Raw genomic sequence first — 24,805 nt, 5'->3', positions numbered from 1 at the left:
GAGACCATGAATCAAAAACTGAAATTGACACCTAAGGAAATCGTGGCTGAACTGAATGCGCATATAGTTGGCCAGGAAGAGGCGAAGCGGAAAGTAGCCATCAGCCTGCGGAACCGTTATCGTCGCTCTCAGCTGGACGATCAGCTGCAGCAGGAAATCATTCCGAAAAACATACTGATGATAGGACCGACCGGTGTCGGTAAAACTGAGATTGCTCGGCGTATTGCCCGCCTGGTCGGTGCACCTTTCGTCAAAGTTGAGGCGACGAAGTACACCGAAGTGGGATACGTCGGCCGTGACGTTGAAAGCATGATCAGAGATTTAGTGGAAAACGGCATTCGTCTCGTCAAAGAGGAGAAAAAGAAAGAAGTGCTCGCTGAAGCATCTAAGCAGGCTGATGAACGGCTGGTTCAGTTACTGGTACCCGCTATCAAGAAGAAGAAACAGAATGGTTCGAATCCTTTTGAAGCGCTGTTCGGTGGTCATATGCCGATGATGGATCTGCCTGAAGAAGAAGAGGTGACACCTGAAGTTTCTACGAAGCGCCAGGATATCAGACGGCGTCTGTTAGCCGGGGAACTTGAAGATGAAGTCATCAAGATCAAGGTCGAACAGGAACAGAATCTGCCTTTCGGTATGGACATGCCCGGTAATCCGATGCAGGACATGCTCAGTCAGATGATGCCGAAGAAGAAAGTGGAACGCACACTTACCGTTGCGAAGGCACGCCCTATTCTGATTGATGAAGAAGCGGGCAAGCTGATCGACCAGGAGTCAGTCAATCAGGAAGCTGTACAGCTGACAGAACAGCTCGGTATCGTCTTTATTGATGAGATTGACAAGATCGCCGGCAGTTCTGAAAGAGGTCAGGATATTTCACGTCAAGGTGTGCAGCGGGACATCCTGCCGATTGTAGAGGGCAGTGTCGTGCAGACGAAATATGGTGCGGTCAATACAGAGCATATCCTCTTCATCGGTGCGGGTGCTTTCCATGTGTCAAAACCAAGCGACCTGATTCCGGAATTGCAGGGCCGTTTCCCGATCAGAGTCGAACTGAACAAATTATCAGTGGAAGACTTTGAAAAGATTCTTAGAGAACCTAAACTGTCGCTTCTACGTCAGTACGAAAGTCTTCTTGCCACTGAAGATGTAACGATATCGTTTACGGATGAGGCGATTACACGTCTTGCGGAGATTGCATTTGAAGTGAACCAGGAGACTGATAACATAGGTGCGAGAAGATTGCACACCATCATGGAAAAAATGCTTGAGGACTTATCATTCGAAGCACCGGACATGCCGAATGCCCATGTTGAAATAACAAAGCAGTATGTTGATTCGAAACTGGGTTCGATTGCCAAAAATAAAAATCTCAGCGAATTTATACTCTAAAGGAGAGCATAAAATGTCTTTATTAAAGAAAACACGTGATATCAATAAATTATTACAGGAACATGAAGGATTAGCAGTCGATTTCAAGGAAATGGCTGACCATCTGGGCAGCGTGATGCAGTCGAATGTGTTTATCATCTCGCGTCGGGGCAGAATCCTTGGCTTCGGTGTCAATGAGCTGCTGAAAAATGAGCGTATCATCAGAATGCTTGAGGAACGTCAGATTCCAAAAGAATATACCGACTATCTACTCAAAGTGGATGAGACGGAATCCAATATCCCGCTCACGAATAAACTGACGGTCTTCCCGCCGGAAAATGAAGAACTCTTCAAGGAGAGCATGACGACCATCATTCCGATTAAAGGGGGCGGCACTCGGCTGGGTACCCTTGTCCTCGGTCGCGTAGACAAGGACTTTGTCGAGAATGATCTCGTCTTAGGGGAATATGCAGCGACGGTGGTCGGCATGGAAATTCTGCGTGAGAAACATACAGAAATCGAACAAAAGGCACGTGACAAAGCGGCTATCACAATGGCCATCAATTCGCTTTCCTATTCAGAAAAAGAAGCGATTGAGCATATCTTTGAAGAACTGAATGCGAACGAAGGTCTATTAGTCGCATCAAAAGTCGCGGATAGAGTCGGGATCACCCGTTCCGTAATCGTCAATGCCCTGCGTAAACTTGAAAGTGCCGGTGTCATCGAATCCCGTTCACTCGGGATGAAAGGCACGTTCATCAAAATCAAGAAAGAGCAGTTTCTGAAAGAACTCGAAAACAGCCAGTAATATGGTTGTTTTTTTCTGTGCAATATGCTATATTAATAGACGGCTTTTGAAAAAGCTAATTCACACACTAGAGCTAAGTATTTCAGTGGTGCAGCATCAAGCTGTTCTGAAATTGCCTTTAGTGGCGGAATAAACCAATAGGAGGAAAATAAAATGGCAGTTATCTCAATGAAACAATTGTTAGAAGCTGGTGTACATTTCGGACACCAAACTCGTCGCTGGAACCCAAAAATGAAGAAATACATCTTCACAGAAAGAAACGGTATCTACATCATCGACCTTCAAAAAACAGTGAAGAAAGTTGAAGAAGCATACAACTTCATGAAATCTGTTGCTGAAGAAGGCGGTACTGTATTATTCGTAGGTACTAAAAAACAAGCACAGGAAGCGATCAAAGAAGAAGCTGAGCGTGCAGGTCAGTTCTACATCAACCAACGTTGGTTAGGTGGGACTTTAACAAACTACAAAACGATCAACAAACGTGTAAAACGTATTGCTGAAATCGAAAAAATGGAAGAAGACGGTACATTCGATGTTCTTCCTAAAAAAGAAGTTGTAGAACTTAAAAAAGAATACGATCGTCTGATCAAATTCTTAGGCGGTATCCGCGACATGAAATCAATGCCATCAGCGATCTTCGTTGTAGACCCTCGTAAAGAGCGTAACGCAATTGCTGAAGCGAAAAAATTACACATTCCAATCGTCGGTATCGTTGATACAAACTGTGACCCAGACGAAATCGATTACGTTATCCCTGCAAACGACGATGCGATCCGTGCCGTTAAACTTTTAACAGGTAAAATGGCAGATGCGATCCTTGAAGCGAAACAAGGCGTATCAGATGAGGAAGTTGCAGCTGAGCAGAACATCGACTTAACTGAAGCAGAAGCGCCGGCAACATCTGAAGAAACGACTGAAGCATAATAAACAAAGGTGATAAGTTTACTTATCACCTTTTTTAAAGAAATCATGTAAATATTTCGCCTTTTGGCTGACAATTTAGTATGATTAATCAGTGAAGAACATTACTTTTATCTGGAGGAATTATTCATGGCAATTACAGCACAATTAGTAAAACAACTTCGTGAAAGAACCGGCGCAGGTATGATGGACTGCAAAAAAGCATTGACTGAAACAAACGGTGACATTGATGCAGCAGTAGACTACTTACGTGAAAAAGGGATTGCTAAAGCAGCTAAAAAAGCGGATCGTATCGCAGCTGAAGGGACAACTTATGTCGCTTCTAAAGGTAACGACGCAGTTCTTTTAGAATTGAACTCTGAGACTGACTTCGTTGCACGTAATGAAGGTTTCCAAACATTAGTAAAAGAAATGGCAGATCACATCTTAACGGCTAAACCAGCAGACGTTGAAGCGTTAATGGCTTCAGAAATGTCAGATGGTAACACAGTTGAAAATAAAATGAATGAAGCAATCTCTACAATCGGTGAGAAATTAACGCTTCGTCGTTTCGTCTTAGCGACTAAAACAGATGCGGATACTTTCGGTGAGTACTTACACATGGGCGGCCGTATCGGCGTGCTTGCTGTAGTGGAAAACTCAACTGATGCTGAAGCAGCAAAAGACGTGGCAATGCATATCGCAGCCCTTAACCCTAAATTCGTTTCTCGTGAGCAGGTTTCACCAGAAGAACTTGAGCATGAAAAAGAAATCTTAAAGCAGCAGGCTTTAAACGAAGGTAAACCAGAAAATATCGTCGAGAAAATGGTTGAAGGTCGTCTTCGTAAATACCTTGAGGAAATCTGTGCAGTAGATCAGCCGTTCGTTAAGAACCCAGACCAGACTGTTGCTGAGTTCCTTAAATCAAAAGGTGGCTCTTTAAAATCATTCGTTCGTTATGAAGTGGGTGAAGGTATCGAGAAACGTCAAGATAACTTCGCTGATGAAGTAATGGGTCAAATCAATAAATAATAGAAGATAGACACGATGATTCATTAAGATGATTCGTGTCTTTTTCTAAGCATTAACAGATCAGTCATTAACTGATATAATACATATAGTTTGTGCGCTTCTTTCAAGAAAGAAGAGATAAAAATAAACGAGCGAAAGGGCGGAGTAACAATGGATACATCTAAATATAAACGAGTCGTACTGAAATTAAGTGGTGAAGCATTAGCAGGAGAGACGGGATTCGGTATCAACCCTGTCATCATCAAAAATATTGCGAAGCAAGTCGCTGAAGTGGCATCGATGGATTGTGAAGTCGCTGTTATTGTCGGTGGCGGTAACATCTGGCGAGGCAAGACGGGTAGTGACCTCGGTATGGACCGCGGGACTGCCGACTACATGGGGATGCTGGCGACAGTGATGAATTCGCTCGCGCTGCAGGATAGTCTGGAGCAGCTTGACTGTGACACGCGTGTCCTCACTTCAATCGCTATGCAGCAAGTAGCGGAACCGTATATCAGACGTCGCGCCATCCGCCACCTGGAAAAAGGACGTGTCGTTATTTTTGCGGCTGGCATCGGTAATCCTTACTTCTCAACTGATACTACTGCCGCTCTTCGCGCAGCAGAAATGGAAGCTGATGTCATTCTGATGGGTAAAAACAACGTGGACGGTGTCTACTCAGCAGATCCAAAACTGGATCCGACAGCGAAAAAATACGATAAGCTGACCTATATCCAGATGCTGCAGGAAGGTCTGCAGGTCATGGATTCTACAGCTAGCTCGTTCTGTATGGACAACGACATCCCGCTCGTGGTATTCTCAATTATGGAGGATGGCAATATTAAACGTGCCATCATGGGAGAAGAAATCGGTACAACGATTACTAAATAAGTGAGGAGTTATTTCTTATGACGAAAGAGATCATCAACGAAACAAAAGACAAAATGCAGAAGAGCATTGACAGCCTGACACGTGAGTTTGCAGGGATCCGTGCAGGCCATGCCAGCGCGAACTTACTTGACCGTGTGTCTGTCAACTACTACGGTGCAGACACTCCTGTCCAGCAGCTTGCAGGTATTTCAGTGCCTGAAGCAAGAATGCTTGTTGTGACACCTTATGATAAATCTTCTATTGATGACATCCTGAAGGCAATCAATATGGCTAACCTGGGTGTCAATCCGACGTCAGACGGTACGGTTATCCGTATTACGGTGCCGGCACTGACAGAAGAACGTCGTAAAGAGTTTGTGAAAGAAGCGAAGAAAGAAGCTGAAAACGCAAAAGTGGCTATCCGCAATATTCGCCGCGATGCCAACGATGACCTGAAAAAAGCTGAAAAATCTGGTGAACTGACTGAAGATGATCTTCGCAGCTACACTGAAGATGTTCAGGACTTGACGAATGACCACATCAAAAAAATTGATGATTTAACAGCAGCTAAAGAAAAGGACATTATGGCTGTTTAATCACGAGTTGCCGATGTTTCACTTATTGTGAGACATCGGCTCTTTTTTTGTGGTTAAATAGAGGAGTAGATATGTTAGAATGAAGTTTAGTATCAAAGTTGGAGGACCGCTATGTTTAATATATTTAAGAAGATCGCTTCTCAAACCATCGAACATGACGTTGTGCCGGAACATATCGCCATCATAATGGATGGAAACGGCAGATGGGCTAAAAATAGGAATATGCCTCGTGTCAAAGGTCATTATGAAGGGATGCAGACGGTCAAAAAAATTACGACGCATGCCAGTCAGATCGGGGTCAAATACTTGACGCTTTACGCGTTTTCGACTGAAAACTGGTCAAGACCGAAAGAAGAGGTCAATTACCTGATGAAATTACCGGTTGATTTTCTGGGCTCATTTCTGCCGGATCTGATGAAAAATAATGTCAAGGTCGAATCGATCGGCTTTACTGAGCAGCTGCCGGACCATACTAAAGAGGCACTCTATAAAGTGCAGAGAGAGACCGAGAACAACACAGGAATGAAGCTGATCTTCGCACTGAATTACGGCGGGCGAAAAGAAATAGTCGCCGCTGTCCAGCTCCTGGCAGCCGCCTATAAAAATAATGAGATCCAGCTGGACGATATTGATGAGGAGCGCGTCGGGCAGGCTCTCTTTACACATGATTATCCCGATCCGGAACTATTGATTCGGACATCTGGTGAAGAACGTCTCAGTAATTTTATGCTCTGGCAGACGTCATACAGTGAATTTGTCTTTGATGATAAACTGTGGCCGGACTATGCGCCTGCGGACCTCGATCGCGCGATTCATACATACTGCAAGAGACAGCGGAGATTCGGAGGGCTGAACGGATGAAGACAAGAACTATCACGGCCATCATCGCTATGGCTATCTTCCTGCCGATTGTTATCTACGGCGGCATACCTGTTCTGCTCCTTGCCTACTTGCTTGCTATCGTCGCGCTGAAGGAAGTGCTGAATATGCAGCACATTAAGCTCTATTCCTTGCCTGGTCTGATCAGTACAGCTGCACTCTGTCTAATCATGTCGCCCACGCGCAGTCGCATTGTAGAAAGTGACTATCAGGTCCCTTTTCTGATCATCATCAGCCTTATTCTACTCAGCTATACCGTGGTCTCTAAGAACCGATTCTCATTCGTCGATGCCGCATTCTGTATGCTGGCAGTCGCTTATGTCGGTATCGGGTTTATGTATTTCTACGAGACAAGGCATCAGGGGCTTCATTATCTCCTTTTTGCGTTGCTTGTGGTATGGTTAACAGATACCGGCGCATATATATTCGGTCGTCTGTTCGGCAGGCGTAAACTATGGCCGGAGATCAGCCCGAATAAGACGATAGAGGGCTTTATCGGCGGAATAGCGAGCAGCACGATTGTCGCTGTCATTTTTGCACTGAACTATGACATGCCGCTCGGACTCATACCGCTCATCCTCGTGACATGGTTGTTCAGTATTGCAGGCCAGTTAGGCGATTTGGTGGAGTCAGCATTGAAGCGTAACTTCGGCGTAAAGGACTCAGGGACACTGCTGCCTGGTCACGGCGGCATACTCGACCGTTTTGACAGCTTTATTTTTGTCCTGCCATTGATCAATATCTTTTTAATCAACTTTCAGAGTTAGGTGATGACATGAAAAAAATAGGAATTTTAGGTGCAAGTGGTTCGGTCGGCATGCAGGGACTGGATATCATCCGTCAGCATCCGGAAGAATACAAACTGGTTAGTTTTGCGGTAGGTCGCAGTATAGACCTCGCGAAGGAAATTATTGAGGAGTTCAGCCCGGCTATCGTCTCCGTCCAGAATGAAGCAGATAAGCGGGAACTGCAGGATTACGATATTGAAGTCGTGCATGGTGAGGCAGGTCTGATCGCAGTTGCCGGCTATCCTGACAATGATATGCTGCTGAACGCTATATTAGGGAGTGTGGGACTGCGACCCACACTGCATGCGATAGAGCAGGGCATTGATATTGCGCTCGCCAATAAAGAGACACTGGTGGTTGCAGGTGAGCTCGTGATGCAGCAGGCCAAGAAATACGGGGTCAATATTCTGCCGGTTGATTCTGAGCATTCAGCCATCTTCCAGTGCTTAAACGGTGAGAACCCGGACAATATTGAGAAAATCATCATTACGGCAAGCGGGGGTTCTTTCAGAGACAAGACCCGCAGCGAACTGGAGAATGTCACGCTCGAGGATGCGCTGAATCACCCGAACTGGTCGATGGGCCAGAAGATTACCATCGATTCAGCAACGATGATGAATAAAGGACTGGAAGTCATTGAAGCGAAATGGCTCTTTGACTTACCGATCGAGAAAATCGAGACCATCCTGCATCAAGAGAGTGTCATCCATTCGATGGTGGAATTTAATGATACAAGTGTCATCGCTCAGCTCGGGACACCGGACATGCGTATGCCGATACTGTACGCATTCAGCTATCCGGACAGACTGCCGCGTCAAGGCGAGCGCCTGGATCTGGCGAAGCTCGGGACGCTGAACTTCAAAGAGATGGACTTCGATCGCTTCAGATGCCTGAAGTTTGCCTATGAAGCCATCAAGATAGGCGGTACGATGCCTGTTGTCATGAATGCGGTCAACGAAGTCGCCGTCCAGATGTTCCTGAACGGAGAAATCAGCTTCCTCGATATTGAGCGGCTGATTGAGCGGGAGATGCAGCAGCATGAAGTCATCCAGCATCCCGACCTGGAAACAATATTGAAAGTCGATGCAGATTATAAATCGCGTCACTATGAGGTGTAAGATATGATAGGGATTATCGCATTTATATTTGTCTTCGGACTACTCGTGACCGTCCATGAGTTCGGACATTTATACTTCGCTAAAAGAGCGGGTATCATGTGTCCGGAGTTTGCGATTGGCATGGGACCTAAACTGTTTTCTTATAAACGGAACGAGACACTCTATACGATCAGAATGCTGCCGGTCGGCGGATACGTCCTGATGGCAGGAAGCGGCATGGAACCGAATCCGCTGACAGCGGGTCAGACGGTCAGCATTAAACGGAATGCTGCCGGTGAAGTGACCCATGTCATACTGGATGACCAGCATCAGTTCAGACAGATTGAACAGCTGGAAGTAGAGGACAGCGATTTTGAAGACGACCTGTTTATTGAAGGTATTGACAGTTATACGAATGAACGCGTGCATTATACACTAGCCGATGAAGCCTATTTCGTGCGCGAAGGCGATCTTGTGCAGATTGCACCGCGCCATCGCCAGTTCAAAAATAAGAAACCGTGGCCGAAATTTCTGACACTGTTTGCAGGACCACTCTTCAACTTCTTGCTGGCACTGGTCATCTTCATTGGTCTGACTTTTGTTTCAGGAACGCCGACTGATAAGGCCATCATCGGTACTATTATAAAAGACAGTCCGGCTGATGAGGCAGGGCTTGTCATGAAGGACAAGGTCCTGGAAATCGACGGCCATAAAATCGAGAAATTCGAAGACATGAGTCAGTATTTAAAAGACGGTAAAACACATCAATTTCTGATTGAACGTGAAGGTGAGAAGCTGACTAGAGCAGTCACACCTAAGCAGATGGAATTTCAGGATAAGACTAAGACGCTTAAGAAGTATGCCATCGGTGTTAACCCGATGATGACACATGATAATGTCCTTGCACCATTTAAATATGGTTTCCTCAAAACAATTGAGATGATGTCTCTGATCTTCATGCTGGTCGGTCAGCTCTTCTCGAGCATTTTTACCGGACATTTCAGCTTTGATATGCTGAACGGACCGGTCGGCATCTACAAGAACACAGAAAAAGTGGCATCGCTCGGCATCATCTCGCTCTTATCATGGGCAGGGATGTTGTCAGTCAATCTGGGTATCATGAATCTGCTGCCGATTCCGGCGCTTGATGGCGGGCGCATTCTTTTTGTGATCTATGAGGCGATTTTCAGAAAGCCTGTCAACAAAAAGGCAGAGGTCGTCATTATCGCAGCAGGTGCTGTCTTCTTATTCTTTGTCATGATTATGGTGACATGGAATGATATACAACGATATTTCTTTAATTAATAGGGGGCTAAGTTATGAAACAATCTAAAATGTTTATTCCGACATTACGGGAAGTGCCGAATGATGCGGAATCCAAGAGTCATCAGCTGTTACTGAAAGCAGGGATGATCAAGCAGATCGCAAGCGGTGTCTACAGCTACTTGCCGATCGCGAAACGGGTGCTGAATAATATTGAGGCGATTGTACGCGAGGAAATGGAGGCCATTGACGGCGTAGAGATTCTGATGCCGGCCCTGCAGCCGTCTGAGCTGTGGCAGGAAAGTGGTCGCTGGCCGAGTTACGGGGCTGAACTGATGCGCATGACTGACCGACATGGCCGTGAATTTGCACTCGGTCCGACACACGAAGAAATCATCACGTCTTTAGTCAGAGATGAGCTGAAATCATATAAGAAGCTGCCGGTGACATTGTTCCAGATCCAAAATAAATTCCGCGATGAAAAACGCCCTCGTTTCGGTCTGCTGCGCGGACGTGAGTTCATCATGAAGGATGCCTACAGCTTCCATGCGACAGAGGAATCATTGGATGCGACTTATCAGGATATGTATCAGGCCTACAGCAATATCTATAACCGCGTCGGTCTCAAGTTCCGTCCGGTCATTGCTGATAGCGGTGCAATCGGCGGCAGCCATACACATGAATTTATGGCGCTCGCTGAAATCGGTGAAGATACCATCGCTTATACGGACGGCAGTGACTACGCAGCGAACATTGAGAAGGCTGAAGTGCTCTATACGCCGAACGTCCAGCATACGGCGGAAGCGGCGCTTGAAAAAATTCATACACCAGGCGTCAAGACCGCGCAGCAGCTGGCAGACTTACTCGGTAAACGTCTGGATGAGATCGTCAAGTCGATGATTGTCAAGGTGGACGACCGATTTGTCATGTTCCTGATTCGGGGCCATCACGAATTGAACGACGTCAAAGTCAAATCCTTCTTCGGCACTGAAGTGGTAGAGATGGCGACTGAAGCAGAGATTGAAGGTATCATGAATGCAAAACCAGGCTCACTCGGTCCGGTCGGTGTCGATAAGATTGATATTTACGCCGATCATTCTGTGCAGGATATCAATAACCTTGCCGTCGGTGCCAATGAGACGGACTATCACTATATCAATGCGAACCTGGGTCGCGACTTCCAGATCAAGGCATTCGGTGATTTCCGTTTTATCCTGGAAGGGGAACAGGCGGCAGACGGCAGTGGTCCGGTCAAGTTCGCTGAAGGCATCGAAGTCGGTCAGGTCTTCAAGCTCGGCACCAAGTACTCTGAAGCCATGAAAGCGACATTCCTCGATGAACAAGGGAAAGCGCAGCCGATGATTATGGGCTGTTATGGTATTGGCGTCTCCCGTACGCTGAGTGCTGTCATCGAGCAGCATCATGATGACAACGGTATTATCTGGCCGAAAGCCATTACACCATTTGACATCCATATCATTTCTGTCAATCCGAAACAGGATGCACAGCGCACTCTGGCAGACCAGCTTTACACGGACTTCTCAAAGAACTATCAGGTTCTATATGACGACCGTCAGGAACGTGCCGGTGTTAAATTCAACGATGCAGACCTGATCGGTGTACCGCTTCGTATCGTCGTCGGCAAACAGGCGGCAGACGGTATTGTAGAAGTGAAACTGCGTGGGACGGGTGAATCATTTGAAGTCCCTGTCAATGAACTGACAGCTAAAATTGAAACATTATACCAGGACTTAGCTTAAAAATTTGCTATAATAGAACTAACTTAAGTAATGCGCTTTTTGGCGTATTACTTTTTCATTTTATAAAGGTGGTCTTGGCGTGAATAAAGAAGAAAAATTTAAGGTTCTGCTGTCGCAGCTGAAGATGACAGATGCCTTTCCAGCTGAACTGGAGGGATGCACGCTTGAACGTCTTGATATCTCTCAAAAAGAGCGCCAGTGGTTCTTTCATATCAAGAGTCCGGTGATATTCCCGGCAGACGTCTATATGCATTTTCAGAATGAGATGAAGCAAGCATTCGGTCATATTGCCACTGTTGACTTTCAGATTACAGCTGCTGACCAGTCGGACAAGCTGGACAAAGTGCAGGATTATCTGCATCACTGCGTCGAACAGACGGCACTGAGTCCCAATCTTAAAAGACAGCTTAAGCAGAAGAAATATACATTTTCAGGTGATGTCATCAGGTTTATCGTCAATAATGAAGTCGAACAGCAGCATCTTGAGAAATCCTGTAATGGTTCACTGCTGAAAGCCTTCAAGAAAGCGGGCTTTCATTTCGATAAAATCATCTTTGAGATAGATGACAGGGATCAGCAGCGTGAACTGGAATCACTGGAAGCGACGATACAGGCTGAAGATACAACCAGTGCTATCCAGACACGTGAACGGGTAGCAGAGATGCAGAAGCAACGTGAAGAGGAAAGTGACGAGGTAACAGAAGCGTCCATCGGCAAAGATATCCATATTGAATCCATCCGCCCGATCTCATCGATTATCGAGGAAGAGTATAAAGTGGCGATCGAAGGAGTCATCTTTGACGCTGAGATCAAGGAGCTGAAGAGCGGCCGCTATATTCTGCAGCTGAAGATCACGGATTACACGGATTCTCTGACGCTGAAGATGTTCAGCCGTAACCGCCAGACGAAAAATGACCTCGAGCATTTCAAAGCGCTGACGCCCGGGAAATGGGTTCGCGCGCAAGGTAAGATCGAAGAGGATACCTTTATCCGTGACCTGGTGATGATGATCAATGACATCCATGAAATCAAACGTTCTCCGCGCAAGGATAAATCTGAGGAGAAACGGGTGGAATTTCACCTCCATTCCAGTATGAGTCAGATGGATGGCATCACCCATATCGGCAAATACGTGGCCCAGGCTGCACAGTGGGGCCACAAGGCGATTGCAGTGACGGACCATAACGTGGTGCAGGCTTATCCGGATGCGCATGCTGCAGCCGAGAAAAATGGCATCAAAATGATCTATGGCCTGGAAGGCATGCTCGTCGATGAAGGCGTACCGATTACCTATCATCCGGCAGACAGGGACCTCAGTTCGAGCAGCTATGTCGTCTTTGACGTCGAGACGACGGGACTCAGCTCGCAGTACGATAAGATTATCGAACTCGCCGCAGTCAAAGTGCAGGACGGTGAGATCATCGATAAATTCGAAAGTTTCAGTAACCCCGGGGAACTGCTGAATGAAACCATTAAACAGCTGACAGGTATCACCGATGATATGCTCGCGGATGCACCGCCGATTGAAGAAGTGCTGCCCCGCTTTAAGGAGTGGGTGGGAGATGCGATTTATGTGGCCCATAATGCCAGCTTTGATATGGGATTCATTGACACAGGATATGAACGTCTCGGCCTGGGGGCCGGTGAGAATGGTGTGATTGACACGCTGGAACTGTCGCGGACCATCAACACAGAGCTCGGCAAGCACGGTCTGAATTTTCTCGCGAAGAAATACGGCGTCGAACTGACTCAGCATCATAGAGCCATCTATGACGCTGAGACGACCGCCCATATCTTCGTCAAAATGCTGAAGCAGATGGCTGAGCGCGGGGTGACGAATCACAGTGAAATTGACCAGAAACTGTCCAATCAGGACGCATATAAACGTGCACGGCCTGTCCACGTCACGCTGCTGGTCCAGAATCAGAAAGGCCTGAAAAATCTCTTCAAGATTGTGTCTGAGTCGCTGGTTCATTACTATTACCGGACACCGCGCATTACGCGCAGCTTGCTGGAGGAGAACCGCGAAGGCATTCTGGTCGGCAGTGCCTGCGACAACGGTGAGATCTTTACGGCGGTCATGAACAAGGACCAGTCAGAGGTTGAGAAAGTGGCTCAGTTCTATGACTATATCGAAGTTCAGCCGAAAGCGCTGTACCAGCACCTTCTAGCGCGTGACCTGATCCGTGACAATGAGACACTGGAGGAGATCTATCACCGCATTATTCAAGTCGCTGATAAATTAGGTAAACCGGTCATCGCGACGGGCAATGTCCATTATCTTCATCCCCATGACAAGATCGCACGTGAGATTCTCGTTGCGAGTATGCCGGGGAACCCGCTGAATAAGAGCGGTTTTCCGGATGCCCATTTCAGAACGACTGATGAAATGATGGATGACTTCATGTTCCTCGGTGAAGAGAAAGCATATGAGATTGTCATCAAGAATACGAATGAGCTTGCTGAACGTATTGAGCGGGTAGTGCCAATCCGTGATGAACTGTACACACCTTCTATTGAAGGGGCGAATGAAGAAATCCGCGAGATGTCCTATGCGAATGCGCGTAAACTATATGGTGACGATCTGCCTGAAATCGTGGTGGCACGACTTGAGAAGGAACTTGCCAGTATTATCGGCAACGGCTTCGCGGTCATCTATCTGATATCCCAGAAACTCGTTAAGAAGTCTCTCGATGACGGTTACCTGGTCGGCTCGCGGGGGTCGGTCGGCTCAAGTTTTGTCGCAACCATGACTGAAATCACGGAAGTCAATCCGCTGCCTCCGCATTATATCTGTCCGAAGTGTAAAGAAAGCCACTTCTTTGATGATGGTTCTGTATCGAGCGGTTATGACTTGCCCGATAAGAAATGTGAGAAATGTGATGTCCCTTTTATCAAGGAAGGACAGGATATCCCCTTCGAGACCTTCCTCGGCTTCAAGGGTGATAAAGTGCCTGATATCGACCTGAACTTCAGCGGAGAATATCAGCCTCAGGCCCATAATTACACGAAAGTATTATTCGGTGAGGATAAGGTTTTCCGCGCAGGTACAATCGGTACGGTTGCCGAGAAAACCGCATTCGGCTATGTCAAAGGCTATCTAAATGACAACAGCATGCACAAACGGGGCGCAGAAATTGACCGCCTGGTTCAGGCATGCACAGGTGTCAAGCGGACAACAGGACAGCACCCGGGCGGCATCATCGTCGTCCCTGAGAATATGGATATCTATGATTTCACGCCGATCCAGTTTCCGGCTGACGACCAGAACTCATCCTGGAAGACGACGCACTTCGACTTCCACTCCATTCATGATAATCTGCTGAAGCTTGATATACTGGGGCACGATGATCCGACGATGATCCGGATGCTGCAGGACCTGTCCGGCATAGATCCGAAGACCATTCCGATGGATGACAAAGAGACGATGAAGATCTTCTCCGGGCCGCAGAGTCTCGGCGTCACTGAGGAGGATATCATGTGCAAGACAGGTACATTCGGGGTACCGGAATTCGGGACCGGATTCGTACGCCAGATGCTGGAAGACACGAAGCCAAGCACGTTCTCCGAGCTCATTCAGATTTCAGGCCTGTCACACGGTACTGATGTCTGGCTCGGCAATGCACAGGAACTGATTCGTACAGGCACCTGTGACCTGTCTGGTGTCATTGGTTGTCGGGATGATATCATGGTCTACTTGATGTATGCCGGTCTGGAACCGTCACTTGCCTTCAAGATCATGGAATCGGTGCGTAAAGGTAAAGGACTGACCGAGGATTTTGAAGCGGCAATGAGGGAGAACAATGTGCCGGAATGGTATCTGGAGTCCTGCAAGAAAATCAAGTACATGTTCCCGAAAGCCCATGCCAGTGCCTACGTCATGATGGCGCTGCGCATCGCTTATTTCAAAGTGCATCATCCGCTGTATTACTACGCCGCCTATTTCACTGTCCGTGCCTCTGACTTTGATCTGCTCACGATGACAAAAGATAAGAACACGATCAAAGCGACAGTGAAGGATTACTACGCGCGCCACCACGACCTCTCGAAAAAAGAAAAGGATGTCCTCACCGTGCTGGAACTCTCCAATGAAATGGCGCAGCGAGGTTTTCGTATGCAGCCTGTCTCACTGGAGAAAAGTCAGGCATTCGATTTCATTATCGAGGGCGATACACTGATTCCGCCTTTCAATGCAGTACCCGGACTCGGTGATAACGTCGCTAACAGAATCGTTATGGCACGAGAAGAGGGGCCCTTCCTGTCCAAGGAAGAACTGAACAAAAAAGCAGGTGTCTCCCAGAAGATCATTGATTATCTGACGATGCTCGGCTCTCTTGATGATATGCCGGATAAAGCACAGCTCAGTATCTTTGACTTATAGAATTGAAGCATCTGACGACATGTGTTATAATAAGGATGCTTAACAAAATACTCTATTGACGAAAAGAGTGGGATATCCCGCTCTTTTCTTCTTGTCAGATTAAGGAGGCATATATGAGCAAAATAACAGAACGTGTTGAAGAGATTGTGACGCCCATCATTCAGGATTTAGGTTTTGAGCTTGTTGACGTTGAATACGTGAAAGAAGGCCCGGACTATTATCTCCGCATCGCCATTGATAAAGAAGGCGGCATTGATATTTCAGACTGTGCACTTGCCAGTGAGAAGATCAGTGAAGTGATGGATAAAGAAGACCCGATCACTGACGCCTATTTCATGGATGTATCATCACCAGGTGCTGAGCGTCCGCTGAAAAAAGAAGCGGATTACACAGCGGCAGTCGGTCATCCGGTCTATGTCAAGCTGTACGAGGAAATCGGCGGCGATAAGGAGTGGCTCGGTGAACTGGTGAAGTTTGATGCTGAAACGGTGACGATGTCTGTCAGAATTAAAACACGTACAAAGGAAATTGAACTGCCACGCAAAAAAATCGCAAAAATCAGACGTGCAGTCATTCTTTAAATAACGGAGGACAAAATGAAAAACAACGAATTATTAAACGCTATTGATTTTCTTGAAAAAGAAAAAAGTATCCCGCGTGAAGTACTGATCGAAACAATTGAAGCGGCACTTATCACGGCCTATAAAAAGAACTATAACTCTGCAAGCAATGTCCGTGTCGAGCTGAATATGGATAACGGCAGCTATGCGGTCTACTCCCGTAAAGATGTTGTGGAGGAAGTGGAAAATCCACGTGAACAGGTTTCACTTGAAAGAGCCCTTGAAACGAATCCGGCTTACGAGGTCGGTGATATTTTTGAAGAGAATGTCACACCTTCAGACTTCGGTCGCGTCAGTGCACAGGCAGCTAAACAGGCAGTGATGCAGCGCCTGCGCGATGCGGAGCGTGGCATCCTTTACAATGAATTCATCGACAAGGAAGATGACATTATGACAGGGATCATCGACCGTGTCGATCATCGTTATGTCTATGTCACGCTGGGTAAGACAGAAGCTGTGTTATCAGAAGCAGAACGTAGCCCGAATGATGTCTATCGTCCGACTGAACGCATCAAGGTCTATGTCAATAAAGTGGAACAGACGACGAAAGGACCGCAGATTTTCGTCTCAAGAAGTCATCCGGGCCTGTTGAAACGCCTCTTTGAACAAGAAGTACCGGAGATCTTTGATGGCACTGTCGTCGTGAAATCGGTGGCACGTGAAGCAGGCGACCGCTCCAAGATCAGTGTCCATTCTGAAAATCCTGATATCGATGCAGTCGGCGCTTGCGTCGGTGCCAAAGGGGCACGTGTCGGCGCTGTAGTGGATGAACTGGGCGGCGAGAAAATTGATATCGTTGAATGGAGTGCGGATCCGAAGACATTTGTCAAAAATGCACTCAGTCCGTCACAAGTCGTGGACGTACTGGTCAATGAAGAAAATCAGTCGACGACGGTTATCGTGCCGGATTATCAGCTGTCACTTGCAATCGGTAAGCGGGGTCAGAATGCACGGTTAGCAGCTAAACTGACAGGCTGGAAGATCGATATCAAGAGTGAGACAGATGCTAAAGAAGCGGGTATCTACCCAGTCGAATAAGGGGGAAGATGATGAAACAGAAGAAAATTCCCATGCGTAAATGCATTTTAAGCCAGGAGATGAAACCGAAGCGTGAGATGCTGCGGGTGGTCCGCTCTAAAGAGGGCGCTATCGCGGTAGATCCGACCGGTAAGGCGAATGGTCGCGGTGCATACGTATCTATGGACCTGTCAATAATCGAAGAAGCGCGCAAAAAGAAAAGGCTCGAACAATTCTTTGAGGCAGATACAGAAAGTCTGAATCCGATATACGATGAACTGATTCGTCTCGTCTATCGCTCAATGATACCGAAATGAGCCTGAAGGACAGAATACTGAACCTGCTCGGACTTGCCATGCGTGCGCGCAAACTCGTGACAGGGGAGGAACTGGTTATAAATGAAGTGAGAAGGGGTAAAGTCAGATTAGTGATTTTATCAGAAGACGCTTCACTCAACACAAAAAAAAATATCATGAATAAATGTCAGTCATACCAGGTGAAATGTCTGCAGTTCGGCTCGCGACATGAACTCGGATGGGCGATCGGTAAGGATGAACGTGTCATCATCGGTGTCCTTGACTCAGGTTTTGCGAAAAAGCTGAAAGATATGATTCATGAAAGTGATGAAGGAGAGAACCTATGAGTAAACAAAGAATATATGAATATGCCAAAGAAGTAGGTAAAAGAAGTAAGGATATTATCGACGAACTTCAGAAAATGGGTGTAGAAGTCACGACGCATATGAAGACGCTGGAAGATAAAGAAATCAGTGATTTAGATAAAATCTTCAAAAAAGATGCGCCGAAAGCGGAGCCTAAAAAAGAGCAGCCAAAAAAAGCGGAAACAACTCAAAGTAAACCGCAAACTCAGAATAAACCTGCTCAAAACAACCAGAACCGTAATCATAAACCGGGTCAGAACAAACAGGGTCAAAATCGTCCAGGACAGAATAGTAAACCGAATAACCGTCCAGGTCAAAAAAACAATAAAGGCAAAAAAGGAAAAAATCAAAAACCTCAGACGCCTCCACCGGCTCCAGTCGTGAAAGAAACGCCTTCTAAAATCACTTATACTGAAGGCATCACGGTCGGTGAACTTGCTGAAAAATTAAACAAGGATGCTTCAGAGATCGTGAAAAACTTATTCATGGTTGGAATCATGGCGAACATCAACCAACCACTGACTGAAGAAGCAATTGAACTGATCTGTGACGAATATGGTGTTGAAGCAGAACTTGAAGTCATCATTGACGCTACAGATCTTGAGACTTACTTTGAAGATGTTGATGCAGATGATGCAGATAAAGAAGAACGACCACCTGTTGTGACAATTATGGGACACGTTGACCATGGTAAAACGACTCTTCTTGACTCTATCCGTAATACACGTGTCACTGCTGGAGAAGCAGGCGGTATCACGCAACATATCGGTGCATACCAGATTGTCAATGAAGGCAAAAAAATCACCTTCCTGGATACACCAGGTCACGCGGCCTTCACTACAATGCGTGCGCGTGGTGCTCAAGTTACAGATATCACTATTTTAGTCGTAGCAGCAGATGATGGTGTAATGCCTCAGACGATTGAAGCAATCAACCACGCGAAGGCAGCTGAAGTACCTATTATCGTAGCTGTTAATAAAGTGGATAAACCGACAGCAAATCCAGACCGGGTGATGCAGGAGCTCGGTGAACATGGTCTTTATCCAGAAGACTGGGGCGGTGACACAATCTTCGTTCAACTGTCGGCTTTAACAGGCGACGGTATCGATGATTTACTTGAAATGATTCAGCTTGTAACTGAAGTTGAGGAACTGAAAGCTAATCCAAAACGTACTGCTTTAGGGACTGTTATTGAAGCAGAACTTGATAAATCTCGTGGACCAGCTGCATCTCTGTTAGTTCAGGATGGTACACTTGAAATTGGTGATTCTATCGTCGTTGGTAACACGTATGGTCGTGTGCGTGCGATGGTCAATGACTTAGGTAAACGAATCAAAACTGCTGGCCCATCAACTCCGATTGAAATCACAGGTCTACAGGACGTACCGCTTGCGGGTGACCGTTTTGTCGTCTTTAAAGATGAGAAAAAAGCACGTCGTATCGGTGAAGCCCGTCAACAGCAGAACATCATGGCTCAACGTCAGGAAAGCCAGAAGGTTTCACTTGATAATCTCTTTGAACAGATGAAGCAAGGTGAAATGAAAGACTTAAATGTGATCATTAAAGGTGATGTACAAGGTTCTGTTGAAGCACTTGCCGCATCACTTATGAAAATTGATGTAGAAGGTGTAAATGTTCGTATCATCCATACAGCAGTAGGGGCGATTAATGAGTCAGACGTTACATTAGCATCTGCTTCAAACGGTATCATCATCGGTTTCAATGTTCGTCCGGATGTCAATGCGAAACGTGCAGCTGAAGCTGAGAAAGTAGATATGCGTCTCCACCGCATCATCTATAAAGTAATCGAAGAAATCGAATTCGCGATGAAAGGTATGCTGGATCCTGAATTTGAAGAGAAAGTGATTGGTCAGGCGGAAGTACGTCAGACAATCAACATCTCTAAAGTAGGTACTGTAGCCGGTTCATACGTGACAGACGGTAAAATCACGCGTGATGCAAGCGTACGTATCATCCGTGATGGCATTGTGGTATACGAAGGCGCTGTCGATGCACTGCGTCGTTTCAAAGACGATGTCAAAGAAGTGACAGCGGGCTACGAATGTGGTATCACAATCGAGAACTTCAACGACATCAAAGAAGGCGACATCTTTGAGGCATTTGTCATGGAAGAGATTAAGAGAGTATAGAACCGCTTCATTAAGCCATTCTTGACTTGTGTAAGAAGCGGAAACTTAACCAACTAATATTTTCCAATTAATCATTTTAGCTACTTTTAACATTGCAGGAATCACAAGTCATTAAGTAATGAAAGAAAGCTAGAATGGTAAACTTCAAAAGCTGATATATTAACCCTCAATGTTTATTAAATTAAATGTTGGGGGTTTTATTATGTCTAGAATTAAAACAAAAAGGAATAAGGAAGTTCATTTAAACAATGATTTTGAGAAGTTTAAGGAGATTGTAGTCAATGAGAAGCAACTATTAAATTTGAGTAGGAATACTTTAAAGAACTATAACAAAGTATTTAACGCATTAAATGATTACTTTAATGATAAGGTCAGTCCCTTTGATTTAACAGATCGGCATGCTAAAGAATTTGTTATGTATCTTCAAAATGATAAAGTTCATTATCGTGATAAATTAAGAAATACTGGGGAAGTAAGAGGGTTAAAACCATCAACTATTAATACTTATATAAAGTTATGCAAAACATTTTATCAAACGTTATATGAATTGAATTATATTGAAAACAATCCTTTTAGAAATATTCGATGTGTTAAGCGTCAGAATGAAAGAATAAAAGTTATTGCTAAAGAAGATTTAACCAAACTTTTAAATAGTTTTGATACTCAATACTTTACCGATTATAGAATGTATGTAGCTATAAATGTTTTACTTGATACTTTTGGTAGAATAGGAGAAGTATTAAATATTAAAATAAGTGATATCGATTTTGAAAATAGAACAATATTCTTTCCGATTACAAAGAATAATGATTTTAGATATGTCCCTTTTAGCAAACAAACAAAACAATTAATTGCTAATTTTATTGATGAATGTAGAGAAATGAATTCAGAATATTTATTTGTAGATGTCAATGGAAATAGATGGCAAGAAGAAGCATTTAGAAATTCATTAAAGAAATATTGTAGAGAATTTAATATAACTACTCATATAACACCGCATATGTTTCGTCATACCGCTTCTATGTTGTTTCTTGAAAGTGGTGGCAATATTAGAGTGCTTCAAAAGATATTAGGACATCGAAAACTTGCAACAACAGAAATATATGCCCATGTATCAGATGATCTTATTAGATTGCAAAAAGAAAATTACAGCACAATAGAACAGCTGAATGACAGCAAGAAGTATCAACGGCCAAGAAGCAAACGATATAGATAAAAACAATAGCTATTCACGTTTAATTGTGAGTAGCTTCTTTATTATTTACATTATGAAATAAAGTATTAATTATGATTCTGACAAATAGAATTTTCATTTCTTTGAAATACGCTGATTTAATTCTATCAAAAATAGATGGTTTTATCGATTTAATGATTAACTATCAGATTAATTTAATTGTTCAAGATCATTGTATTCTATCAATGAAATTTAGTTTAGAATTGATTGTTAAAAACCATATATAAAAGTTAGATTTTATTATTTATTGCTTATAGATTAAACAATTAAGAGAATTACAGCTGTTATAATTCAATCTAAAATATTTGAATTTTCTGATATTTTGACGAATATTGAGTACTAGATATTCTAATGTTTTCTAATCATAATAAAACGTTGATTGATTAGTTCAATAATCAATTTTTTATAGTATTTATCTGATCTGCTAGACTAATTCAACTATTTAAATATCTTAGAATCAATTTTAAGACCATTCAGAGCCGTTTATAGAAACTTTATCACATTATATATAGAAAGAAATACTTATAAGACAATACTGCTTCTATGATAACTTATATGTAGTCTAGAAAAGTTAGGATAAGCTTATCTGTTTTGTCTGACGGAGGGGGGTTAGATAAAGATTAAGTACAAACAGTTAATTTTATATTGCTGACGTCTGATGAGTGCATACGTAAAGCATCTTCATTAAGAATACATCTCATAAAAAATTTTTTTATGGTTAGAAAACTCTAAACATACTAGCAAAAAATTGCGGATTTCACCACTAATAAAATATCAAGTCAATAAAAAATGTTGAGATTTTTCTTAAAACATTATATACTTTTGTTACAGCTAAAGAAGAACATATGTTCGTTAGACTGTAAGGCTCACGCCATCTACATATTAGCATTAGTTATCTCACGCACTAATGCACCCTTTAAGTTCTCAGCACCTTGACAATTGAATAGCTTCAAATCATTTCCGATAACTTAGCATACTATTATAGACGTGCTGATAATCTTAAAAGTGATTCATATTGTTTAGTAATGCTATTAGGCGATTATAGCAACATTTAGCCAATCAGTAGTATTTAATTCTCATACTATTAAATGTTTGTTGTACATTGTCTGACAGCTTTATAGATATACATATTTTTTAATAAAACTGTATAGGACATCCTATATTATTCTTATGAAAGGTATTAAGTTAAGTGAAAAAATCAGATGATGAGTTTAATTAGGTGGTAAGACAGAAGTTTATGAAATGGCATAAAGATAACTTTAAGCCTAATTTCTATCTTATTGCTAAAAGAGTTGGAATTAGTGAAAATTACTTTTTAGATTGGAAAGCTGAAAGGAGAATTGTATCAGATGAAATATTAAATAGAATCATAGAGATAATAGAAAAGTAGTTACACAAGTTTTTGAGGATTTTATACATATTAGAATTATAATTCATAATAATACATATTGAAATCTATCCATAGTATAACAAAGTATCGTTGAAGAAAACCGCTTCAACTCTTAAAGGTCAACAAGTTGACCCTTAGAAAGAATGCAAGTTTAAGTTGAGAATTATATAGTATGCCTGCTTACTAAGAATAGAGTATAGTATTTTTATTCTTAGTAAATAGGCGTACTATAATTACATTTTGAATCTACTATTAACAATAAAATTAATTATTATGAGGAGATTTACAAATTGAACAATAATGATTTAGTACATATCCAGTTGCAATCTAATAAAAAGGGTCATAGTGGTCGTAAAATACCCCTTAGCAGACAGCAAATAATTGAGAATGAGCATAATCAATTAGAACCACATGAATATTTTTTTCTTCTCGATCCAGAGTTAGCTGAAAAATATAATGGTAAAATTCCAAGTGGTAGCACACCTAAAACATTATTAAAGACAGCTAAACAATTTTACAAAGAAGTTACAAAGATTCAAAATGAAAATGACAAACGGAAAAATTATTATCTCTTAGGCTCTCTTCATAATTCAGATGGTAGCCCAGTAACTAGAGAAGATAATCGCCTGCCAGATGAAATAACATTCATATTTAGAGCCTTGTTATTAATAGGTCTGAAACATAGAACACTTGATAGAAAACCAAGAGCATATAATAGTTGGTTATCTTATTTTGGATTTATCAATTATCAATTATTAAAAGACCAGATTTTATATTATGATGATAAAAAAATTAAGATAAAGCAAGATGATAATAAAGAGATATTTGTTAATGAAATAAACTATATTCTTAATAAACTATTTAATTACAAAGTGACTAAACGGGATATTGCTTATAATCAAGAAGTTGAAACAGTTTTAACAAGTTCTGAATTGGTAAATAATTTTAATATATATATTAGTAGGATTCTAGATTTATTAAATTATCAGTTAAAGCAATCTCTTTTTAGACTTGAAAAGGATAAGATGATTGAGGTTAATGCTGTTAAAATAGGAATTGAAGTAAAGCCGTTTACTGTTAAGAATAAAGCTGGAATTGAAGTTACAAAATATAGAGAAGTTGGACATGTTGAATTATCTAATGATGAATGGCATGCACTTGCTGAATTGCAAATCAGACTTAAAGATGAATTAAATCTTCATGACTATAACAATTATCAGCTTTTTAAGAATAAGAGATACCGTAAACATTTAAAAAAAGTATTACAAAAAGAAGGTTTAAAGACTGATGCAACTCATAGATACTTTGATAAGGTTTATACAGCTTACAGTATAATCAGAATGTTTACCAATAAGGAATTGGAAAATTATTTAGATAACAATATTAAACTTAAAGAGTATTACTTGTTAGAACTTCATGAATTAATTTACAAGTTTAGAATTGAGCAAGATAGAAGCTTAGATAATAAATTGAGTAATTATAAAAAAAATAATATTAAACGCTTAGAAAATGAGTATCAAGAAATGATTAATGCACCTAAAGGAGAAGAACGTAGAATAGGTAAACCAATTGATATGAAAGCTTTTTATACTAATCAATATGAAGCCAAGATTTTTAATTCTAAATTGTATTCTGATTATATTTTTAAAATGAAAGATATTTTATTAACCGATAGACACAAAGATGAATTAGAACAAAAACTTATTCACGACCCTCAACATGTTAAGAAGCTTAAATAATAAATATCTATTCTTTTAAAATTTAGAAGTTGTTAATCAACAACAAAATATAATGCACATGCACGTTACTAATCAGCTAGATATGAAAGATCAGTCTATTAGTGCCTTTGATTTAATTGAGTATCTAAAGCATTACAATATAGTGTCAATAACGCCTTAAAAATCCTCAAAAACAACGGAATAAAATTCCTCATTTATTGCTAAAGTTGAACCGGGATAATACCCGCCTGTTTCTTCTCTTTCATTCTGAAAGATTCCCCCTTGATGTTG

20 protein-coding genes are annotated in these 24,805 nt (G+C 42.8%); all 20 read left to right on the top strand.

The features are described 5' to 3' along the window. Nucleotides 1-6: 6 nt before the first annotated feature. The 20 genes from hslU (at nucleotide 7) to ERX55_RS07250 (ending at nucleotide 24,535) form a co-directional block, all read left to right on the top strand. On the top strand, nucleotides 7-1,392 hold the full coding sequence (hslU, locus tag ERX55_RS07340) for an ATP-dependent protease ATPase subunit HslU (RefSeq protein ID WP_133451925.1): 1,386 nt from the start codon (nucleotides 7-9) through the stop codon (nucleotides 1,390-1,392). A 13-nt stretch (nucleotides 1,393-1,405) separates the two neighbouring features. Beyond that, nucleotides 1,406-2,179 (top strand): GTP-sensing pleiotropic transcriptional regulator CodY, encoded by a 774-nt coding sequence (gene codY, locus ERX55_RS07335; RefSeq protein ID WP_133451924.1) that lies wholly within the window; start codon nucleotides 1,406-1,408, stop codon nucleotides 2,177-2,179. A gap of 153 nt (nucleotides 2,180-2,332) precedes the next feature. Beyond that, nucleotides 2,333-3,103: a 30S ribosomal protein S2 gene (gene rpsB / locus ERX55_RS07330; RefSeq protein WP_133451923.1), complete on the top strand. Its 771-nt coding sequence runs from the start codon at nucleotides 2,333-2,335 to the stop codon at nucleotides 3,101-3,103. 126 nt (nucleotides 3,104-3,229) lie between these two features. Continuing rightward, nucleotides 3,230-4,111, top strand: a complete 882-nt coding sequence (tsf, locus tag ERX55_RS07325) for a translation elongation factor Ts (protein WP_133451922.1) — start codon at nucleotides 3,230-3,232, stop codon at nucleotides 4,109-4,111. 150 nt (nucleotides 4,112-4,261) lie between these two features. Beyond that, complete coding sequence (gene pyrH, locus ERX55_RS07320; protein ID WP_133451921.1) at nucleotides 4,262-4,981, top strand: UMP kinase; 720 nt, start codon at nucleotides 4,262-4,264, stop codon at nucleotides 4,979-4,981. A 17-nt stretch (nucleotides 4,982-4,998) separates the two neighbouring features. Then, on the top strand, nucleotides 4,999-5,556 hold the full coding sequence (gene frr, locus ERX55_RS07315) for a ribosome recycling factor (protein ID WP_133451920.1): 558 nt from the start codon (nucleotides 4,999-5,001) through the stop codon (nucleotides 5,554-5,556). A 111-nt stretch (nucleotides 5,557-5,667) separates the two neighbouring features. Continuing rightward, nucleotides 5,668-6,417, top strand: coding sequence for an isoprenyl transferase (locus ERX55_RS07310; RefSeq protein ID WP_133451919.1), 750 nt, complete (start codon nucleotides 5,668-5,670; stop codon nucleotides 6,415-6,417). Next, nucleotides 6,414-7,202 carry a phosphatidate cytidylyltransferase gene (locus tag ERX55_RS07305; RefSeq protein ID WP_133451918.1) on the top strand — a complete coding sequence of 263 codons (789 nt, stop codon included), beginning with the start codon at nucleotides 6,414-6,416 and terminating at the stop codon, nucleotides 7,200-7,202. The genes ERX55_RS07310 and ERX55_RS07305 overlap by 4 nt, the downstream gene beginning before the upstream one ends. Before the next feature lie 8 nt (nucleotides 7,203-7,210). After that, nucleotides 7,211-8,341: a 1-deoxy-D-xylulose-5-phosphate reductoisomerase gene (dxr, locus tag ERX55_RS11485; RefSeq protein ID WP_133451917.1), complete on the top strand. Its 1,131-nt coding sequence runs from the start codon at nucleotides 7,211-7,213 to the stop codon at nucleotides 8,339-8,341. Nucleotides 8,342-8,344: 3 nt separating this feature from the next. Further along, complete coding sequence (gene rseP, locus ERX55_RS11480) at nucleotides 8,345-9,625, top strand: RIP metalloprotease RseP (protein ID WP_133451916.1); 1,281 nt, start codon at nucleotides 8,345-8,347, stop codon at nucleotides 9,623-9,625. 14 nt (nucleotides 9,626-9,639) lie between these two features. Beyond that, complete coding sequence (locus ERX55_RS07290; RefSeq protein ID WP_133451915.1) at nucleotides 9,640-11,343, top strand: proline--tRNA ligase; 1,704 nt, start codon at nucleotides 9,640-9,642, stop codon at nucleotides 11,341-11,343. 79 nt (nucleotides 11,344-11,422) lie between these two features. Then, nucleotides 11,423-15,724: a PolC-type DNA polymerase III gene (locus tag ERX55_RS07285; RefSeq protein ID WP_133451914.1), complete on the top strand. Its 4,302-nt coding sequence runs from the start codon at nucleotides 11,423-11,425 to the stop codon at nucleotides 15,722-15,724. A 113-nt stretch (nucleotides 15,725-15,837) separates the two neighbouring features. Continuing rightward, complete coding sequence (gene rimP, locus ERX55_RS07280; RefSeq protein ID WP_133451913.1) at nucleotides 15,838-16,305, top strand: ribosome maturation factor RimP; 468 nt, start codon at nucleotides 15,838-15,840, stop codon at nucleotides 16,303-16,305. 15 nt (nucleotides 16,306-16,320) lie between these two features. Beyond that, the gene (gene nusA / locus ERX55_RS07275) at nucleotides 16,321-17,382 is read left to right on the top strand and encodes a transcription termination factor NusA (protein WP_133451912.1); all 1,062 of its coding nucleotides are present in this window, start codon (nucleotides 16,321-16,323) and stop codon (nucleotides 17,380-17,382) included. Between the two features lie 11 nt (nucleotides 17,383-17,393). Then, on the top strand, nucleotides 17,394-17,678 hold the full coding sequence (rnpM, locus tag ERX55_RS07270) for an RNase P modulator RnpM (protein ID WP_133451911.1): 285 nt from the start codon (nucleotides 17,394-17,396) through the stop codon (nucleotides 17,676-17,678). Continuing rightward, a complete protein-coding gene (locus ERX55_RS07265; RefSeq protein ID WP_133451910.1) occupies nucleotides 17,675-18,004 on the top strand; it encodes a YlxQ family RNA-binding protein in 330 nt (109 codons plus the stop codon). Before rnpM ends, ERX55_RS07265 begins: the two co-directional genes overlap by 4 nt. Further along, a complete protein-coding gene (infB, locus tag ERX55_RS07260; protein WP_133451909.1) occupies nucleotides 18,001-20,172 on the top strand; it encodes a translation initiation factor IF-2 in 2,172 nt (723 codons plus the stop codon). The genes ERX55_RS07265 and infB overlap by 4 nt, the downstream gene beginning before the upstream one ends. 202 nt (nucleotides 20,173-20,374) lie before the next feature. Beyond that, nucleotides 20,375-21,388 carry a tyrosine-type recombinase/integrase gene (locus ERX55_RS07255; protein ID WP_133451908.1) on the top strand — a complete coding sequence of 338 codons (1,014 nt, stop codon included), beginning with the start codon at nucleotides 20,375-20,377 and terminating at the stop codon, nucleotides 21,386-21,388. A gap of 1,255 nt (nucleotides 21,389-22,643) precedes the next feature. After that, entirely contained in the window at nucleotides 22,644-22,796 is a 153-nt protein-coding gene (locus ERX55_RS11440) for a hypothetical protein (RefSeq protein WP_165983742.1), read from the top strand. A gap of 290 nt (nucleotides 22,797-23,086) precedes the next feature. After that, nucleotides 23,087-24,535, top strand: coding sequence for a hypothetical protein (locus ERX55_RS07250; RefSeq protein WP_133451907.1), 1,449 nt, complete (start codon nucleotides 23,087-23,089; stop codon nucleotides 24,533-24,535). Nucleotides 24,536-24,805 lie beyond the last annotated feature (270 nt).

This window comes from Macrococcus bovicus (assembly GCF_004359575.1).
GTDB classification, from domain to species: domain Bacteria; phylum Bacillota; class Bacilli; order Staphylococcales; family Staphylococcaceae; genus Macrococcus; species Macrococcus bovicus.
This window is presented reverse-complemented; position numbering and strand designations above follow the sequence as displayed.

Excerpts from the sequence above, each read along its gene's own strand:
- ERX55_RS07305 (WP_133451918.1), top strand. The coding sequence starts at position 6,414 with ATGAAGACAAGAACTATCACGGCCATCATCGCTATGGCTATCTTCCTG.
- rnpM (WP_133451911.1), top strand. The coding sequence starts at position 17,394 with ATGAAACAGAAGAAAATTCCCATGCGTAAATGCATTTTAAGCCAGGAG.
- rimP (WP_133451913.1), top strand. The coding sequence starts at position 15,838 with ATGAGCAAAATAACAGAACGTGTTGAAGAGATTGTGACGCCCATCATT.
- ERX55_RS07255 (WP_133451908.1), top strand. The coding sequence starts at position 20,375 with ATGTCTAGAATTAAAACAAAAAGGAATAAGGAAGTTCATTTAAACAAT.
- codY (WP_133451924.1), top strand. The coding sequence starts at position 1,406 with ATGTCTTTATTAAAGAAAACACGTGATATCAATAAATTATTACAGGAA.
- nusA (WP_133451912.1), top strand. The coding sequence starts at position 16,321 with ATGAAAAACAACGAATTATTAAACGCTATTGATTTTCTTGAAAAAGAA.
- frr (WP_133451920.1), top strand. The coding sequence starts at position 4,999 with ATGACGAAAGAGATCATCAACGAAACAAAAGACAAAATGCAGAAGAGC.
- pyrH (WP_133451921.1), top strand. The coding sequence starts at position 4,262 with ATGGATACATCTAAATATAAACGAGTCGTACTGAAATTAAGTGGTGAA.
- ERX55_RS07310 (WP_133451919.1), top strand. The coding sequence starts at position 5,668 with ATGTTTAATATATTTAAGAAGATCGCTTCTCAAACCATCGAACATGAC.
- rseP (WP_133451916.1), top strand. The coding sequence starts at position 8,345 with ATGATAGGGATTATCGCATTTATATTTGTCTTCGGACTACTCGTGACC.
- ERX55_RS11440 (WP_165983742.1), top strand. The coding sequence starts at position 22,644 with ATGAAATGGCATAAAGATAACTTTAAGCCTAATTTCTATCTTATTGCT.
- ERX55_RS07265 (WP_133451910.1), top strand. The coding sequence starts at position 17,675 with ATGAGCCTGAAGGACAGAATACTGAACCTGCTCGGACTTGCCATGCGT.
- rpsB (WP_133451923.1), top strand. The coding sequence starts at position 2,333 with ATGGCAGTTATCTCAATGAAACAATTGTTAGAAGCTGGTGTACATTTC.
- tsf (WP_133451922.1), top strand. The coding sequence starts at position 3,230 with ATGGCAATTACAGCACAATTAGTAAAACAACTTCGTGAAAGAACCGGC.
- hslU (WP_133451925.1), top strand. The coding sequence starts at position 7 with ATGAATCAAAAACTGAAATTGACACCTAAGGAAATCGTGGCTGAACTG.
- dxr (WP_133451917.1), top strand. The coding sequence starts at position 7,211 with ATGAAAAAAATAGGAATTTTAGGTGCAAGTGGTTCGGTCGGCATGCAG.
- infB (WP_133451909.1), top strand. The coding sequence starts at position 18,001 with ATGAGTAAACAAAGAATATATGAATATGCCAAAGAAGTAGGTAAAAGA.
- ERX55_RS07290 (WP_133451915.1), top strand. The coding sequence starts at position 9,640 with ATGAAACAATCTAAAATGTTTATTCCGACATTACGGGAAGTGCCGAAT.